General features: G+C 72.9%; 15 protein-coding genes. 4 read left to right on the plus strand and 11 right to left on the minus strand.

The features are described from left to right. Nucleotides 1-2: 2 nt before the first annotated feature. Nucleotides 3-725, minus strand: coding sequence for an ABC transporter ATP-binding protein (locus QSK15_RS09335; RefSeq protein ID WP_285793769.1), 723 nt, complete (start codon nt 723-725; stop codon nt 3-5). Beyond that, entirely contained in the window at nt 722-1,654 is a 933-nt protein-coding gene (locus QSK15_RS09340; protein ID WP_285793770.1) for an ABC transporter ATP-binding protein, read from the minus strand. The genes QSK15_RS09335 and QSK15_RS09340 overlap by 4 nt, the downstream gene beginning before the upstream one ends. 308 nt (nt 1,655-1,962) lie before the next feature. Between QSK15_RS09340 and QSK15_RS09345 the strand changes: the two genes are divergently transcribed. From QSK15_RS09345 to QSK15_RS09355, 3 genes are all read left to right on the plus strand, one after another. After that, nucleotides 1,963-2,481, plus strand: a complete 519-nt coding sequence (locus tag QSK15_RS09345; RefSeq protein ID WP_285793771.1) for an RNA polymerase sigma factor — start codon at nt 1,963-1,965, stop codon at nt 2,479-2,481. After that, complete coding sequence (locus tag QSK15_RS09350) at nt 2,478-2,942, plus strand: hypothetical protein (RefSeq protein WP_285793772.1); 465 nt, start codon at nt 2,478-2,480, stop codon at nt 2,940-2,942. Before QSK15_RS09345 ends, QSK15_RS09350 begins: the two co-directional genes overlap by 4 nt. Before the next feature lie 87 nt (nt 2,943-3,029). Then, nucleotides 3,030-4,022: an NAD-dependent epimerase/dehydratase family protein gene (locus QSK15_RS09355; protein ID WP_285793773.1), complete on the plus strand. Its 993-nt coding sequence runs from the start codon at nt 3,030-3,032 to the stop codon at nt 4,020-4,022. A gap of 15 nt (nt 4,023-4,037) precedes the next feature. Here the strand turns inward: QSK15_RS09355 and QSK15_RS09360 are convergent, their stop codons facing one another. Then, nucleotides 4,038-5,012, minus strand: coding sequence for an Acg family FMN-binding oxidoreductase (locus QSK15_RS09360; protein WP_285793774.1), 975 nt, complete (start codon nt 5,010-5,012; stop codon nt 4,038-4,040). 192 nt (nt 5,013-5,204) lie between these two features. Between QSK15_RS09360 and QSK15_RS09365 the strand changes: the two genes are divergently transcribed. Then, entirely contained in the window at nt 5,205-5,843 is a 639-nt protein-coding gene (locus tag QSK15_RS09365; RefSeq protein WP_285793775.1) for a response regulator, read from the plus strand. Nucleotides 5,844-5,858: 15 nt separating this feature from the next. Here the strand turns inward: QSK15_RS09365 and QSK15_RS09370 are convergent, their stop codons facing one another. From QSK15_RS09370 to QSK15_RS09405, 8 genes are all read right to left on the minus strand, one after another. Then, nucleotides 5,859-7,589: a sensor histidine kinase gene (locus QSK15_RS09370; protein WP_285793776.1), complete on the minus strand. Its 1,731-nt coding sequence runs from the start codon at nt 7,587-7,589 to the stop codon at nt 5,859-5,861. A gap of 41 nt (nt 7,590-7,630) precedes the next feature. Beyond that, nucleotides 7,631-8,614, minus strand: a complete 984-nt coding sequence (locus QSK15_RS09375) for an Acg family FMN-binding oxidoreductase (RefSeq protein WP_285793777.1) — start codon at nt 8,612-8,614, stop codon at nt 7,631-7,633. A gap of 140 nt (nt 8,615-8,754) precedes the next feature. Then, nucleotides 8,755-9,612 (minus strand): universal stress protein, encoded by an 858-nt coding sequence (locus QSK15_RS09380; protein ID WP_285793778.1) that lies wholly within the window; start codon nt 9,610-9,612, stop codon nt 8,755-8,757. 11 nt (nt 9,613-9,623) lie between these two features. Continuing rightward, nucleotides 9,624-12,017, minus strand: coding sequence for a phosphoketolase family protein (locus tag QSK15_RS09385; protein ID WP_285794371.1), 2,394 nt, complete (start codon nt 12,015-12,017; stop codon nt 9,624-9,626). A gap of 66 nt (nt 12,018-12,083) precedes the next feature. After that, on the minus strand, nt 12,084-12,944 hold the full coding sequence (locus QSK15_RS09390; RefSeq protein ID WP_285793779.1) for a universal stress protein: 861 nt from the start codon (nt 12,942-12,944) through the stop codon (nt 12,084-12,086). A gap of 102 nt (nt 12,945-13,046) precedes the next feature. After that, a complete protein-coding gene (locus QSK15_RS09395) occupies nt 13,047-14,810 on the minus strand; it encodes an ABC transporter permease (protein WP_285793780.1) in 1,764 nt (587 codons plus the stop codon). Nucleotide 14,811: 1 nt separating this feature from the next. Beyond that, entirely contained in the window at nt 14,812-15,540 is a 729-nt protein-coding gene (locus QSK15_RS09400; protein ID WP_285793781.1) for an ABC transporter ATP-binding protein, read from the minus strand. Next, on the minus strand, nt 15,537-16,076 hold the full coding sequence (locus tag QSK15_RS09405) for a PadR family transcriptional regulator (protein WP_285793782.1): 540 nt from the start codon (nt 16,074-16,076) through the stop codon (nt 15,537-15,539). The genes QSK15_RS09400 and QSK15_RS09405 overlap by 4 nt, the downstream gene beginning before the upstream one ends. Nucleotides 16,077-16,174 lie beyond the last annotated feature (98 nt).

The following is a 16,174-nucleotide window of genomic DNA, read 5'->3' on the forward strand; positions in this document are numbered from 1 at the left end:
CGTCACCTGGCGTCCGGCACGGGCTCGTACGGCTGCCCGGCCGCCTGTTCGTCGAGGTGCCCGTCGTGGATGCGGATCACCCGGTCGGCCAGGGCCATCATCACCGCGTCGTGAGTGGACACCAGGACGGTGACGCCCTCGGACTCCACGATCCCGCGCAGCAGGGCCATCACCGACAGGCCCGTCTCGGCGTCCAGTTGCCCGGTGGGCTCGTCGGCGAGTAGCAGCCGGGGCGAGGCGGCCAGCGCGCGGGCGATCGCCACCCGCTGCTGTTGGCCGCCGGACAGCTCGGCCGGCCGCTGCCGGGCGTGGTCGGCCAGGCCGACCAGCTCCAGCAGCAACCCGACCCGCCGCTCGCGCTCGGCCGGTGCGACGCGGGCCAGCCGCAGCGGGGCGGCGACGTTCTCCGCGGCCGACAGCACCGGGATCAACCCGAAGCTCTGGAAGACGTACGACACCGTCTCGCGCCGCAGCCGGGACAGGCCGTCCTCGTCGAGCGCGGCGACGTCGGTGCCGTTGACGTGCACGGTGCCGGCGTCCGGGCGGTCCAGGCCCCCGATGACGTTGAGCAGTGTGGTCTTGCCCGAACCGGACCGGCCGACGAGCGCCACCATGGCACCGGCGGCCACGTCGAACGACACGCCGCGCAGGGCGTGCACGACGGTCGGCCCGGTGCGGAAGCGCCGGTGTACGTCGCGCACGCGCAGCAGCGGCTCGGCGCTCATGCGCCGGTCTCCGAATCGGGGCGGATCGTGATGTGGTCGGGTTCCAGGGCCAGCCGGACCCGTCGGGTCAGCGCCAGCGCCTGGCGGAAGTCGCGGGGCACCTGGACCCGCCCGGCCCGGTCCATCACCGCGTACTCCTCGGCGATCATGTGCGTGTCGCCCGCCGCGTCGGTGGTGGTGCGGCGCAGCACCTCGCTGCTGGTGCGCCCGTCCCGGATCGCGACCGTTCGTTCGACCTGGCCGCTGACCGCCGGGTCGTGGGTCACCACGACGACGGTGACGCCGTAGCGCCGGTTGACGTCCCGCAGCACGCCGAAGACCTCGGCGGACGTGGCCGCGTCCAGCTCACCGGTCGGCTCGTCGGCGAGCAGGACGCGCGGCTGGTTGGCCAGCGCCACCGCGATCGCGACCCGCATCTGCTGCCCTCCGGAGAGTTGGCCAGGGCGGCGATCGGCGCAGTCGGCGACACCGAGGCTGTCCAGCAGCTCGGCCGCGCGTTCCCGGCGTTCCTCCTTCGCGGTGCGGGCTGCCGTCATCGGCAGGTCCACCATCTCCCGTGCGGTCAGGTAGGGGATCAGGTTGCTCGCCGTCTGCTGCCGTACGAACCCGACGGTGTGCCGCCGGTAGTCCACCCGGTCCGCTCGGGACATCGCCAGCAGATTCCACCGGTCGACCCGGACACGCCCGGCGGTGGGCGCGTCGATGCCGGCGAGGATGGAGAGCAGCGTCGACTTGCCCGACCCGGAGGCGCCGACGACGGCGACCAGCTCGCCGCTTTCCACGGCCAGGTCCAGGCCCTGTAGTGCCTGCACCTCGATCGAACCGGTCTGGTAGATCCGCACCAGGTTCTCGCAGACGATGAGCGCGTTCCCCCCGAACTCGGGGGCCCGCGCGGACGGCTGCGGCAGGGACAGCGGCGTGCCTGACATTTCCCCCTCCATCCGGCTCGTGCCGACGTCGAACCGGCCTCGGGTAGCGGTCGGGCCCACCGGTCCGGCACGTGATGTCACCTGGGCGGCACGCGTGGTCACCAATTGCGTCAAGGGCCTCGATTGCCCGTGCTGACGCAGATTGAAGCAGTTTCGCAATCGGCGGCTCCGTTGACCATGCCCCTGGGTGGCTTTCCTGCATCCTGGACGAGGTCGGCGACCCCGCCACCCGCCCGACGCCGGTCCCGCTGTGGCGCGTCGTGAACCTGCCGGACGCCCGCAGCGACTGAACAGGTGAAGGAGGGCCGATGAGCGATGAGTTGCTGGTGGTCCGCTGCCAGTTGGGTGAACGGGAGGCGTTCGCCGAACTGGTGCAGGGCTGGCATCCGGCGGTCGAGCGGTACGTCGGGCGGATGCTCGGTGGGTCCGATGACGATGTGGTGCAGGAGATCTGGTTGGCGGTCCTCAAGGGGCTGCCGAGGTTGCGGCAGCCGGACCGGTTCACGCCGTGGCTGTTCACCATCGCCCGCCGGGCGGTGATGAACCGGCTGCGGGACGCGTACGCCCGCCCGGAACCCGAACCGGTCGACGACCTGCCGGGCGACGACGAGGCCGAGGGGGTCGTCAACCGGGAGACCCTCGCCGGCGCGCTGGCGGAGCTACCCGCCCGGGAACGGGAGGTGCTTCTGCTGTTCTACCTGGAGGATCTGCCGCTGGACGCCTGCGCGCAGATCTGCGCCGTCCCCGTCGGCACCGTCAAGTCGCGGCTCAACCGGGCCCGCAGATTGTTACGCCGTGAGCTGGTGCGGAAGGGGTACGAAGCATGACTCCGGAAGAGGTACTGGCGCGACTGGACGCGCCGTTGTCGTTGCGCAGGCGGGTCGGGTACCTGGCCGTGGGCTTCACCGGTCTCACCGGGAGCGGACTGATCGGTCTGCTCTGGGCGACCGAGCCCGAGTTACCGACACGCACCGGCGTGGCCTTCGCCGTGTTGGTGGCGATCGGCCTGGGTTGGGCGGCGTTCGGCGGCTGGGCGGTGACCCGACGGACCCCGCTGTTCGCCCGGGACCGGGTGGTAGCCGGTTGGCTCGGCGTCGCCGCGTGGCTGGCGTTCAGCATTGGGGCGCTGGTCATCACGGTTGTGCGGCACGAGTTCGAGCCGGTGCTGCCGGGGGTTGTGCTGGTGCTCGGCGTCCTGGCGGGCGCGCACCTGCGGGCGGCCCGCCGGGCGAGGGCGGCGCTGCTGCGCCGCCGGACCGCGCTGGCCGCGACCGGCGACGGCGGTTGAGTACGCCCCGCTGGTTCTGCCACGGGCAGATCCGCTGCCGGTGAACAGGGCTGTGCCCCGCCGCCCCGGGCCGGCACTGTGGAGCGCATGAGATTGCTGGTGCTGGGCGGTACGGGCTTCGTGGGCGGGGCCACTGTCGCCGAGGCGGCGCGCCGTGGCTGGTCGGTGACGGTGTTCAACCGGGGGTTGCACGGCGTGGTGCCGCCCGGCGTACACCGGTTGCGGGGTGACCGGACCGCGCCCGACGGCCTGGCGGCCCTGGACGGCGGCGAGTGGGACGTCGTGGTGGACACCTGGGACGGTGCCCCGCGAGCCGCCGGCGCCGCCGCCCGCGCCCTGCTCGCCTCGGTCGGCCACTACGTGTACGTGTCCAGCGGGTCCGTCTACACCGACCACGCCGCCGCCGGGTTGCAGGAGGACTCCCCGGTGGTGGACGCCGACCCGGACGCCGTCGACGGGGACTACCCGCAGCTCAAGGCCGGTGCCGAGGGTGCCGTGCGGGAGGTGTTCGGGGAGCGTGCGCTGATCGCCCGGGCCGGTCTGATCCTGGGCCCGGGGGAGGACATCGGCCGGCTGCCCTGGTGGCTGCGGCGCATCGAGCGCGGCGGGGACGTGCTCGCCCCCGGTCCGGCGGACCTGCCGGTGCAGTACGTCGACGTCCGCGACCTGGCGGGGTGGATGCTGGACGCCGGCGCCCGCCGGGTCAGCGGGACGTTCAACGCGGTCGGCCGTCCGGCGCAGACCACGATGGGCGAGCTGCTCGACGCGTGCGTGGCCGCCACCGGTGCCGCCGCCCGGCTGCGCTGGACCGAACCGGCGACCATCCTCGCCGCCGGCGTGCAGCCGTGGAGCGACCTGCCGATCTGGATGCCGCGCGGTCACCCGTACCGGGGGTTGCTGGAGCAGGACGTGACCCGCGCGCTGGCCGCCGGGCTGATCTGCCGGCCGGTGACCGAGACCGTCGAGGACACCTGGCGTTGGCTGCGCGAGGTCGGCGCGGTTCCGCCGCGCGCCGGGCGACCGGAGCGCGGCCCGGTCGGGTTGGACCCGGCCCGGGAGGCCGCCGTTCTCGCCGCCTGAGCGTGCCCCGGCGGGTCAGGCGGGCACCACCGGCAGGTCCAGCACCTCGTCGACGTCGCGTCGGGGGGTCGGTCGGCCCGGTTGGCCGTATCCGATCCGCAGCACCATCTGGGGGGTGCCGAGCCGGCCCAGTGACAACCGCAGTTGTTCCCGGGCCGACGGCACTTCGATCGGCTGGGAGAGCATCGACACGCTGAGCCCGGCGTCCGTGGCGGTGAGCAGCAGCCGTTGCAGGGCCTGCCCGGCGATCACCTGGTCCACTGCGGTGTTACCCGCCGAGCCCAGCACCCCCACCAGGGGTTCGGGTTCGAAGTCCCGGCCGGGGGCACGGTCACGCCCACCGTAGCCGCGGGCCGGCAGGACGTCCTGCGGCTCGCCCTGCGGGCCACCGGCCGAGCTGGGTACGCCGTCCGGGGCGAACTCGCGACGCAGCCACCGTTCGCGCTCGGCCCGGTACGCGGGGTCGCGTTCCAGCACCCGGTGCGCGCCGCGCGCGATCTCGCCGAACGCGGAGACCGCGCTCACCCCGATCAGCAGCTCCAACCAGCACTGTTCGGCGCGGGCCGCCTCGCCGAGGCGCCACCGGGCGTCGGCGGGCACCGGGTCCGGCCAGAACGGCAGGCGGTTGCTGAACCGGCGGGGGATGGCCGTGTACAGGCTCTGCTCGGCGGGGGTGGGCCGGCGCGGGATGTCCGGCACCAGCCGGGCCAGCAGGTCCGGTTGGGCCGGGTCGGGGCGCAGCCGCACCCGGGCCGGGGCACCGACGACGGCCAGGGCGAGCCGCAGGTTGAACAGCGCCGCGCCGCAGGCGACCCGGACACCCCACCCGCTCGGGTCGGTAGCCGGCAGCCGGCGGCCCGGGTCGGCCAGTACCTCGATGCCGCCGTCGCGCAGCCGTAGCCGCCACGGTTGGGTGTTGTGCAACGACGGTGCCCGGACCGCGTCTACGGCGGCGATCCGCAGCTGGGTCGCGGTGTAGCCGGTCTCCATGGCGGTGCTCCTCTCCCGGTGCGGCCGGCGGCGGGTGGTGCCGTGGTGGCCGTACCTTCACGGTCCACGGTTCGGCGGTCGGCGAGCAGGGCCGGACGTCCCGACCGGTCGGGACCGACCGCCCGCTCGCGCCCCGAGGGTCGGGACCTTCGGCCCGTGCGCCGGGCCCCCGGCAGCGGGTAGAAACGACTGATGATCCGTGTGTTCCTCCTCGACGACCATGAGGTCGTCCGTCGTGGCCTGGCCGACCTGTTGCAGAGCAGCGGTGACATCGAGGTGGTCGGCGAGTCCGGCTCGGCGCAGGAGGCGGCCCGTCGCATCCCGGCGTTGCGGCCCGACGTGGCGATCCTCGACGCGCGGCTGCCCGACGGCAACGGCATCGACGTGTGCCGGGACGTCCGGGCCGTGGACTCGTCCATCAAGGGCCTCATCCTCACCTCGTACGAGGACGACGAGGCGCTGTTCGCGGCGATCATGGCTGGTGCCGCCGGATACGTGCTCAAGCAGATCCGGGGCACCGACCTGGTCGACGCGGTACGCCGGGTCGCGGCCGGGCAGTCGCTGCTCGACCCGGCGATCACCACCCGGGTGTTGGAACGCATCCGCAACGGCGTCGAGCAGCCGCGCGAGCTGAAGTCGCTCACCGAGCAGGAGCGGCGGATCCTGGAGTACGTGGCGGAAGGGCTCACCAACCGGGAGATCGCCGGGAAGATGTTCCTCGCGGAGAAGACGGTGAAGAACTACGTCTCCAGCGTGCTGGCCAAGTTGGGTCTGGAGCGCCGCACCCAGGCCGCCGTTCTGGCCACCCGCCTCCTCGGCAAGACCCCCTGACCGGGGTCGCGGAGGTCAGTCGCGCAGCGGCACGGTCCAGCGCAGCTCGGTGCCGTGCGGTTCGACGCCGAGGATCGTGAACGTGCCGGCGAGACGGCTGGCGCGTTCGCGCAGGTTGACCAGACCACCCCGGGCGGCGGCCGGGTCGCAGCCCACCCCGTTGTCGCTGACGGTCACGGTGACGTGGCCGGCGTCGACGCGTACGGCCACGTCGACGCGGGTGCACCGGGAGTGGCGGACGACGTTGGACAGCGCCTCGCGCAGCACCGCGGTGAGGTCCGGACGGATGGCGTCGGGCACGGCGCTGTCCACCGGCCCGGCCAGCTCCAGGTGCGGTTTGAAACCCAGCGACTCGGCGGCCGCCTCGATCGCCGCCCGGATCTCGGTGCGCAGCTCCGAGGTCATCGGCGTACGCAGCTCGAAGATGGTCCGGCGGATGTCCCGGATGGTGGCGTCGAGATCGTCGACGGCGGCGTTGATCCGCTTGGCCACCTCCGGACGGCCCATCGGTGCGGCGCTCTGCAGTTGCAGGCCGGTGGCGAAGAGCCGTTGGATCACGACGTCGTGCAGGTCACGGGCGATGCGCTCCCGGTCCTCCAGGACCACCAGCAGTTCCCGCTCCTCCTGGCCCCGGGCCCGTTCCATGGCCAGCGCGGCCTGCCCCGCGAAGCTGCCCAGCAGCGCCAGGTCCTCTTCGCTGGCACCCCCGCCGCGCTCCGGCCGGTGCGCCACGATCAGCACGCCGTGCAGGGTTTCGGCGGTGGCCAGTGGTGAGATCATCGCCGGGCCGGTGTGCAGCAGCGCCGGCCACGGCGCGGCGTGCGCCAGATCGTCGACCTGGTCGTGCCGGCCCTCGGCGACGGCCGCGCCGAAACTGGTGTCGGCGGCGGGCAGCACCGCGCCGACCAGCGGGTGGGCCTGCGCGTCGGCGCCGTCGACAACCTCCACCGAGAAGTGTTCGGTGTCGCTGTCGTAGAGCAGCACCAACGCCAGCTCGGCCTCGGCGACCTCGCGGGCCCGGCGGGCGACCAGCGCCAACGCGTCGGTACGGCGTACCTCGCCGAGCAGCACCGTGGTGATCTCGGCGGTGGCGGCGAGCCAGCGTTGCCGCCGGTGCGCCACGGCGTACAGGCGGGCGTTCTCGATGGCCACACCGGCGGCGGCGGCGAGCGCGACGACGATCTCCTCGTCGTCCTCGGTGAACTGCGCGCCGCCCTGCTTCTCCGCCAGGTAGAGGTTGCCGAAGACCTGGTCGCGGATGAGGACCGGCACCCCGAGGAAGCTGTGCATGGGCGGGTGGTTGGCCGGGAAGCCGTAGGAGCGGGGGTGCTGGGTGATGTCGGGCATTCGCAGCGGGCGGGGGTCGTCGATGAGCAGACCGAGCACGCCCCGCCCGTGCGGCAGGTCCCCGATCCGCTCATGCTGCTCGGGGGTGATGCCGTGGACGATGAAGTCGTGCAGCAGCCGGTCCGGGCCGACCACGCCGAGCGCGCCGTACCGGGCGCCGACCAGTTCGCAGGCCGCCTGCACGATGCGTTGCAGGGTGGTACGCAGATCCAGGTTGGTGCCGATGCCGACCACCGCGTCCAGCAGGGCCCGCAGCCGCTCCCGGCTGGTGACCACCTCACCGACGCGGACCAGCATCTCCTGCAGCAGCTCGTCGAGACGGACCCGGGACAGCGGGCTCAGCCCGAGCGACGGTGTCGTGGACGGTTCCTGCCGGGGCGACGGGGCGCTGCTGGTCATCGGGGGATGGTAGCGCTGACGTCGCCCGTCGTCAGGGCCCGTCAGCGCACGGCCGAGGTGTCGACCACCTGTGCGGTGGTCAACCGTGGCGTGTGCGGCGGGCCGGACTGGGTCGGGTCCGCGATACCCAACCGCAGCACCAGGTACGGGAAGCCGATACCCGAGAGCAGCTGACGCAGGGTCTGCCGGGTGCCCGGCACCTCCACCACCGCGCTGAGCGGCACCACTGACACGCCGAGCCGGGTGGCGGTCAACCAACCGGCGGAGAGCGCCTCGCCGGCGCGCAACCAGCTGTCCCGTTCGTCCTCGTCGCCGTGCAGCATCGCGTACACCGCCATCCGGTCGTGCCCGGGACCCACCGGCAGGCTGCCGGGCCGCCCGAAGTCACGCCCCGGGACGGTGGTCTGCGCGGGCTGCTCGGGCAGCACCTCCGCCGGCAGACCGGTGCCCGAGCCGGCCCGGCTGGTCCAGTACGCCAGCTCGGTACGCATCTCCGTGTCCTCGGCCTCGACGGTGTCGGCGTGCCCGGCGGTGGCGGCCAACTCCAGCACCTGGTCGCGGTCGAGGATCTGCAACCGGCAGCCCTCCGCACTGACCGCCCGGGTGATCTCCTGGATCGCCGTGGGCGGCACCGGCTCGTCGCTGACCGGCCGGCGATCGGTGTGCCGCACCTGCATGCACTGCACCATGCGCATGGCGTCCGGGTCGGCGGTGGTGCGGCTGAGGTCGGTCAGCCGGGCCAGCAGCTCGCTGTCGGCCGGGTCGGGCAGCCGTTCCACCACCGCGCGCCACCCCTCGGCGGCCAGCGCCAGTCGGGCGTGGTGCAGGGCGGTGCCGCAGCTGATGGCGAGCAGTCGCCCCTCGGGGTCGCTGGCGGCGAGCTGCCGGTCGGCGACGGAGCGCAGCTCCAACGCGTCGGGCAGCACCCGCCAGCGCCACGGCTGGGTGTTGTGCACCGAGGGGGCGTGGCCGGCGGTGGCGGCGGCCTCCGCCAGCGCGGTGGTCAGCTGGCTTTCCTGACTCATGGTCACGACCTTTCCGTCTCTGCTCATCGTGCCGCACGGCGCTCCGCCGCGCCGGGGTTGCCGCTTCATCCTGCGACACCCGGTGGTGTCCCCGCAGGGCCACAGGTCCCGACCCCGCCGGGTCGTTGCGCCCGCGGTGCTCAGCGTTCGCGGACCACCGCGACGGGGCAGTGGGCGTGCTGGATGAGCTGCTGGCTGACCGAGCCGAGCAGCATGCCGGCCAGTCCGCCCCGGCCCCGGCTGCCGACCACCACCAGCAGTGCGTCCCGACTCGCCTCGATCAGCATCGCCGCCGGGCTGGCCGACACCAGGTCGACGGTCATCGGCAGCTCGGGGAAGGTCCGTCGCCACGGCTCCAGCGCCTCGTCCACGGCGGCCCGCTCGTCGGGCACCCCGGCGGCCCCGCCGGGGCCCGGTGTCCAGGCGTGCAGGACGCGCAACGGCACCTGCCGCTGCACCGCCCGCTCGGCCGCGAAGCCGAGCGCCACCAGCGAGGGTTCCGAGCCGTCCACCCCGACCGTCACCGGGCGGCCCGACGTGTCGGTGGCGGCGCCGCCGACCCCGTCCCGCACCACCACGACCGGGCAGTGGGCGTGCGCGGCGACGGACACCGCCGTCGACCCGACCAGCAGGCCCCCGAATCCGCCGTGGCCCCGGCTGCCGAGCACCAGCAGCCCGGCGTCGGCCGAGCGTTCCTGCAGCACCAGGGTGGGCGGCCCGTCGTACACCTCGCCGGTGATCCGCAGCCCGGGGTTGGCCGCGGCGGCGTCCGCCGCGGCCTTGCGGACCAGCTCGTCGACCTGCCGGCGGGCGGTGTCGTCGGGCCACACGCCCGGCGCCACCCCCGGACCGACCCAACTGGCCACTGTCAGCCATTCGAAGACGTACGCCAGCCGCACCGGCTGGCCGCTGTGCCGCGCCTCCTGCACCGCCCAGTTCAGGGCCACCGAGGCGTCGGTGGAGCCGTCGTAGCCAACCAGGATCTCCGCGTCGCGCACGTCGTCCTCCTTCAGGGGGTGGTCGGGTCGGTTTCGCGGATCCAGCGCCACTCGGCGACCTCGGGGTCGTCCTCGCCGTACTGGCGGGTGTAGTCGCGGGCCGCCTGCCGGGCGTCGACCATCCGTTGACGCAGGTGCGCGGCGCTGGCGGCCAGCCCGGGCACCCGGTCGATGACGTCGATGACCAGGTGGAAGCGGTCCAGGTCGTTGAGCATCACCATGTCGAACGGGGTGGTGGTGGTGCCCTCCTCCTTGTAACCGCGCACGTGCAGGTTGTCGTGGTTGCTGCGGCGGTAGGTGAGGCGGTGGATCAGCCACGGGTAGCCGTGGTACGCGAAGATGACGGGCCGGTCCTCGGTGAAGATGGTGTCGAACTCCCTGTCGGTCAGGCCGTGCGGATGCTCGGTGTCCGGCTGGAGCCGCATCAGGTCGACCACGTTGACCAGGCGCACCTTCAGATCCGGGAGGTTCTGGCGTAGCAGCTCGACGGCGGCCAACGTCTCCAGGGTGGGCACGTCGCCACAGCAGGCGAGCACCACGTCCGGTTCGGTGCCGCCGTCGTTGCTGGCCCACTCCCAGATGCCCAAGCCGCGTCGGGTGTGCTGGATCGCCTCCGACATCGTCAGCCAGTTCGGCGCGGCCTGCTTACCGGCCACCACCACGTTGATGTAGTGCCGGCTGCGCAGGCAGTGGTCCATCGTGGCGAGCAGCGTGTTCGCGTCCGGTGGGAGGTAGACCCGCACCACTTCGGCCTTCTTGTTGACGACGTGGTCGATGAAGCCCGGATCCTGGTGGGAGAAGCCGTTGTGGTCCTGCCGCCAGACGTGGCTGGACAGCAGGTAGTTCAGCGAGGCGATCGGCTGACGCCAGGGGATGGCCCGGGTCACCTTCAGCCACTTGGCGTGCTGGTTGAGCATCGAGTCGACGATGTGGATGAAGGCCTCGTAGCTGGTGAACACGCCGTGCCGGCCGGTCAGCAGGTAACCCTCCAGCCAGCCCTGGCACAGGTGCTCGGAGAGCACCTCCATGACCCGTCCGTCGGGGGAGAGGTGGTCGTCGCCGGGCACGGTGGGGGCCACCCAGGCCCGGTCGGTCACCTCGAACGCGGCGCCCAGCCGGTTGGAGGCGACCTCGTCCGGGCCGAACAGCCGGAAGGTCTCCGGGTTGGCGCTGATGACGTCGCGGATCCACGGGCCGAGCACCCCGGTCGCGCCGGCGATCGGTGTACCCGGTTCGGGGACCTCCACCGCGTAGTCGCGGAAGTCCGGCAGGGTCAGGTCGCGCAGCACCACACCGCCGTTGGTGACCGGGTTGGCGCTCATCCGCCGGTCACCGCGCGGCGGCAGCGCCAGCAGCTCCTGCACCGGCGCGCCGGTCGCGTCGAACAGCTCCTCCGGTCGGTAGCTGCGCAGCCAGCGCTCCAGTTCGGCCAGGTGCGCCGGGTTGTCGCGGACCCCGGACAGCGGCACCTGGTGGGCGCGGTAGGTGCCCTCCACCTGGATGTCGTCGACCTCACGGGGGCCGGTCCAGCCCTTCGGCGTCCGCAGAATGATCATCGGCCAGCGGGGACGTTCGACGACACCGCCGGAGCGCGCCCGCTGTTGGATCTCGGCGATCTCCGCCAGCACGCGGTCGAGCGTCGCGGCGAGGGTCCGATGGACCTGGGCGGGATCGTCACCGGCCACCACGTACGGCTGGTAGCCCGATCCGCGCATCAGGTCGAGCAGGTCGGCCTCGGGGATCCGGGACAGCACGGTCGGGTTGGCGATCTTGTAGCCGTTGAGGTGCAGGATGGGCAGCACCGCGCCGTCGCGCGCCGGGTTGAGGAACACGTCGGAGAGCCAACTGCCGGCCAGCGGCCCGGTCTCCGCCTCGCCGTCGCCGATGACGCAGGCCACCAACAGGTCCGGGTGGTCGAACGCGGCGCCGTAGGCGTGGCTCAACGCGTACCCCAGCTCACCGCCCTCGTGGATCGAACCCGGCACGTCCGCCGCCACGTGGCTGGGGATGCCGCCGGGGAAGGAGAACTGGCGAAAGAGCCGGGACATCCCGACCTCGTCGCGTGCCACGTCGTGGTAGCGCTCCGACCAGGTGCCCTCCAACCAGGTGTTGGCCACGATGGCCGGGCCGCCGTGGCCCGGGCCGGTGACCAGCATGGCGTTGAGGTCGTGCGCCACGATCACCCGGTTGAGGTGGGCGTAGATCAGGTTGAGGCCGGGGCTGGTGCCCCAGTGCCCGAGCAGGCGGGGCTTGATGTCGTCGGGGGTGAGCGGCTCCCGCAGCAGCGGATTGTCCAGCAGGTAGATCTGCCCGACGGTGAGGTAGTTCGCGGCCCGCCAGTAGGCGTCCAACTGGCGCAGCTCGTCGTCGGTGAGGGCGCGGTGCACGTCGAGAGCGGTGTCCATCATGCTGCCTCTCGCGGTAGGTGTGGGGCGTCCGGTGTTCAGCCTGGCCGGTGTGGACGACTCGGGTCAGGGCCGTTGGTCCCGCGTCGACCGGGCACCAGGCCCGGTCAGTGGCGCCTCGGCCAGGCCGCGGACGACGACAACCGGGGCCGGCGAGTGGTACAGCAGGGACTGGGCCACCGCGCCGAGCATGGCCCGGCCCGGTTCGTCGCCGCGGGCGGCGACCAGCGCCACCTGCGCGTTGCGGGACGTGTCGATCAGCACCTCCGCGGGGTCGCCGCGTACCACGCGACACTCGATCGGCACCGCGCTGTGCTGGTCGGCGTGCTGGGCCAGTGCCTCGCCGAGCTGCTCGGCGACCGCGTCGGTGTCCTCGTCGTACTCGACCACCCGCAGCGCCAGCAGTCGGGCGCCCCGGCGGGCCGCGCACCGCACGGCCCATCGCAGGGCGAGGTGTGAGCTGGGTGAACCGTCCACGCCCACCAGCACCGGGCCCTGCGGCGGCGGCTCCCGCCGGACCACCAACAGGGGGCAGTCGGCCCGCGCGGCCAACTGCACGGCGGTCGTCTCGGCCGAAATGCACTGGCCGCTGCCGGCCATGCCGCTGTCGCCGACCGCCAGCAGGAAGGTGCCCGCCGAGCGACGGATGAGGGTGGGCAGCATGGAACCTTCGACGATCTCGCCGCGTACGGTCAGCCCCGGCTCGCTCTGGTGGGCGAGTTGGGCGGCGCGGGCGATCAGCTCTTCGGCCTGGTCGCGGGGTGCGGCGACGGTGTCCGCGGCGAACGCCGCATGCCAGTCGAAGGTGTGCAGCAGGTGCAGTGGCCGGTCCTGTCCGGCGGCCTCCTGCGCGGCCTGCTCGACGACCGGGAGGTCGAGATCCGACCCGAGGCCGACCAGCACCGCTGCGTCGGCGGGTGCGGCCATCCGATATCACCTCCCGGGCGTCGCGCCCGGCACGACCAAGCTGTCCCTGACCGAGGGTAGTCGGATGGGCACGGTGGCGGGCGGGATCGGGTGGCTCGGCGGTCAGGTCGGTGCGGACCGGAATGTGTCCACGACCGGACGCCGGGTGGCAACCATCGCGGGGATGGCGGTGAGCGCGGCGATGGCGAGCAGGACTCCGAGCGCGGTGGCGAGCAGCGAGGAGTGGGGTGGGTACTGGACCTCGCCGGTGCTGACGAACGTGACAAGCCCGACGCCGGCCGGGATGCCCACGGCGACGCCGGGTACGGCGGGAAGTAGTTGCGCTACCGCCAGGCCCAGGCCGGCCTGCGCGGGCGTCGCACCGAGCGTCCGCGCGACGGCCAGTGGCTGCCGAGCGTCGAGGACTGCGGTCCAGGCGCTCACGACGGCGTTGATGAGCGCGAGGACGCAGAGCACGACGGTGAGCACGAGCGTGGCCTGCTCGCCCCGTTCCACCCGGGGATTGGCGAGTTCGGTGTAGCCGAGGTCGAAGTGCACCGCCTGGGAGTTGACCATGAGAATGCCGACGAGGGTGGTCGTGGTGATCAGGGTGTTCACGGTGACCAGCCGGGCGCGGCGCGGCCGGCGCGCGTTGATACGCACCCCGATGAGCAGGGCGGTGGGCAGCCGCCGCGACAGCCAGATGCGCCACCGCCGGCGACGCGGTGGCGTGGCGGTGTCGGCAAGCGCGTGAACGGTGCTGATGGCGGCGGCGCGCAACACCGGCACCAGAGTCGCCGCCACAGCGATCGCGAGAGCAAGGACCGTGACGGCGACCACCATGCGCAGCGCAGGTGGCTGGGTGTTGACGGAGCCGATGAGTCCGGCGCTGGGGCGGATCAGCGCGGGTGCGGCGAGCCAGCCCGTGACCAGGCCCGTCGCGGCGGCCGCAAGCCCGATCGCGAGGTACTCGGCGAGGTGGACGGCGGCGATCATGGCAGGTCCGGCGCCGACGGCTTTGAGCAGCCCCACTCGGCGACGCTGCCCGATGATCCGGCCCGCGACGATGCCGGCGACGCCGGCCAGCGCAAGGCCGTTGAGCAGCCAGCTCCCGACGAGCAGGGCGATCTGCGCGTCGCTGTACAACCGACCGTTGAGATAGCTGATCGCCTGCCAGGTGGTGAGCTGGTCGCCGATGGGGTACGTGCTGCTGGCTGCCGGGTCGGCGAGTTTGAGATTGAGGGTGTACGACAGCGGCTGGCCGCCCGCGAGCATGGCGATGTCGCTGTCGTCGACCCAGACCAGGCCGCCGCGCTCGACCAGGACGCTGCCGGGGTAGTGCCACCCGGCGTAGGGGTACGTCGCTCTCGCGGCGGTGACCGCGGTCCCGATCACGCGCAACTGGTGGCCGCCGATGTCGACCGTGTCGCCGGTGCGGATGCCGAGGGCGTCGGCGAAGGCGCGCTCGACGACCACGCCGCCGGGGCGTACCCACGTGCCGTCGGTCACGGCGGGTCGGTCGATCGACGCGGGTGTGGTGTCCCGGCCCGCTACCACGGTGTGCGCGGACCCGCCGCGGGCTGTCATCGTCAGGTAGGCGATCGGGAAGGGGCCGCTGTGATCGGTGACGCCGGCCCCGGTGGTCAGCGACGCGAGCTCGTCCAGTGCGGCCTGGCCGGTGACCCGGGGTGTCACGATCACGTCCGGGCCGGCCGTGGCGGTCCGGGTCTGCTGGTACGGCCGGTCGGCGACTTCGTTGAGGCTGAGGCCGATGGTCAGTGTGGCGGTGGCGGCGGTGATCGCGGTCAGGAGCAGGACGGTTTCGGTTCGGCGGCGGCGCAGGTCCCGCATCAGCAGCCGGCAGACGAGCAGGAGGCGGCCGGCCACGTCAGCGCCGCCCGTCGTAGAGGGTGCCGGTGGCGGCGCTGGCAAGTCGGTTGTCGTCGACGAACGCGCCGTCACGCATGGCGATCACCCGGTCGGCGACCGCCGCGATGCGGGGGTCATGGGTAACCACCACGAGGGTCTGTCCTGCGGTGCGCAGCTCCTCGAACAGCCGCAGCACGTCCAGGGTGGCGGCGCTGTCCAGGTTGCCGGTGGGTTCGTCGGCCAGCACGACCAGCGGCTCGTTGCTCAATGCGCGGGCGATGGCGACCCGCTGGCGCTGCCCACCGGACAGCGCCGAGGGCAGGTGCCTGGCGCGGTCGGCCAGTCCCACCCGGTCCAGCAGGTACATCGCCCGCTTGCGGGCCCGCCCCGGTGACTGGCCGGCCAGCAGCGCGGCCAGCTCCACATTCTCCACCGCGGTGAGTTCGTCCATGAGCTGGAAGGACTGGAAGACGAACCCGAGGTTGTCACGCCGCAGCCGGGCCAGGGCGCGTTCGCTCATCGTGTCGATCCGACGGTCGCCGAGCCACACCTGCCCGTCGGTCGGGCGTTGCAGCCCTCCGAGCAGGTACAGCAGGGTGGACTTGCCGCAGCCGCTGGGCCCCATCACCGCCAGCGACTGTCCGGCCGGCACGTCCAGGTCGACCTCGTCGACCGCCCGGACCAGCGCGCGCTCGCCGCCGTACAGCATGCTCAGCCCACGCGCCCGCAACACCGTCGACCCGGTCACGCCCCCGCCTTCCGTCCGGTCGGATCATGTTCAGCCCACACGCGTTCACACGCCTCCAGCCATGCCAGGTCGGCCCGCAGCCGCAACACGACACCCTCGAGCAGCAACCCGGCAACCGGATCCACCGACCGGTCCAACGCGGCCCGTTGGGCGTCGCGAAGCCGGCGCAGCACCTCCCGCCGCTGCGCGTCGACCAGGGCCACCGGATCGGCCAGCCGGGCGGTCGCGGCAGCCACCAACTTGAGGTGAAACTCCGCGAGGTCCGGCTTCGGCCAGTTCACTTCGGCCAGCCAGGTGGCGACCCGCTGCTGCCCCTCCGGGGTCAGCGCGTACACCCGGCGTTCGGGCCGGTCCGGCAGGCCCTCGGCTCGCTGCGAGGTCACCAGCCCTGCCTTGCCCAGGCGGGTCAGCGTCACGTAGATCTGCCCGGCGTTCATCGCCTCGCCCAGCGGGCCGAGCGCGGCACGGAGCCGCCTGCGCAGCTCGTATCCGTGCGCCGGCTCCTTGGCCAGCATGGCCAGCACCACGTCCTGCACCAAGCACGTCCTTCGTCTAGATCGTTAATGGATAACGGCTAGCTATAGCGCTGTCAAGTAGGGAGGGGGCGGCAGGCGGCACGCGTTCGTCAACCAGG

This window comes from Micromonospora sp. NBRC 107095 (genome assembly GCF_030269705.1).
GTDB lineage: Bacteria > Actinomycetota > Actinomycetes > Mycobacteriales > Micromonosporaceae > Micromonospora > Micromonospora parva.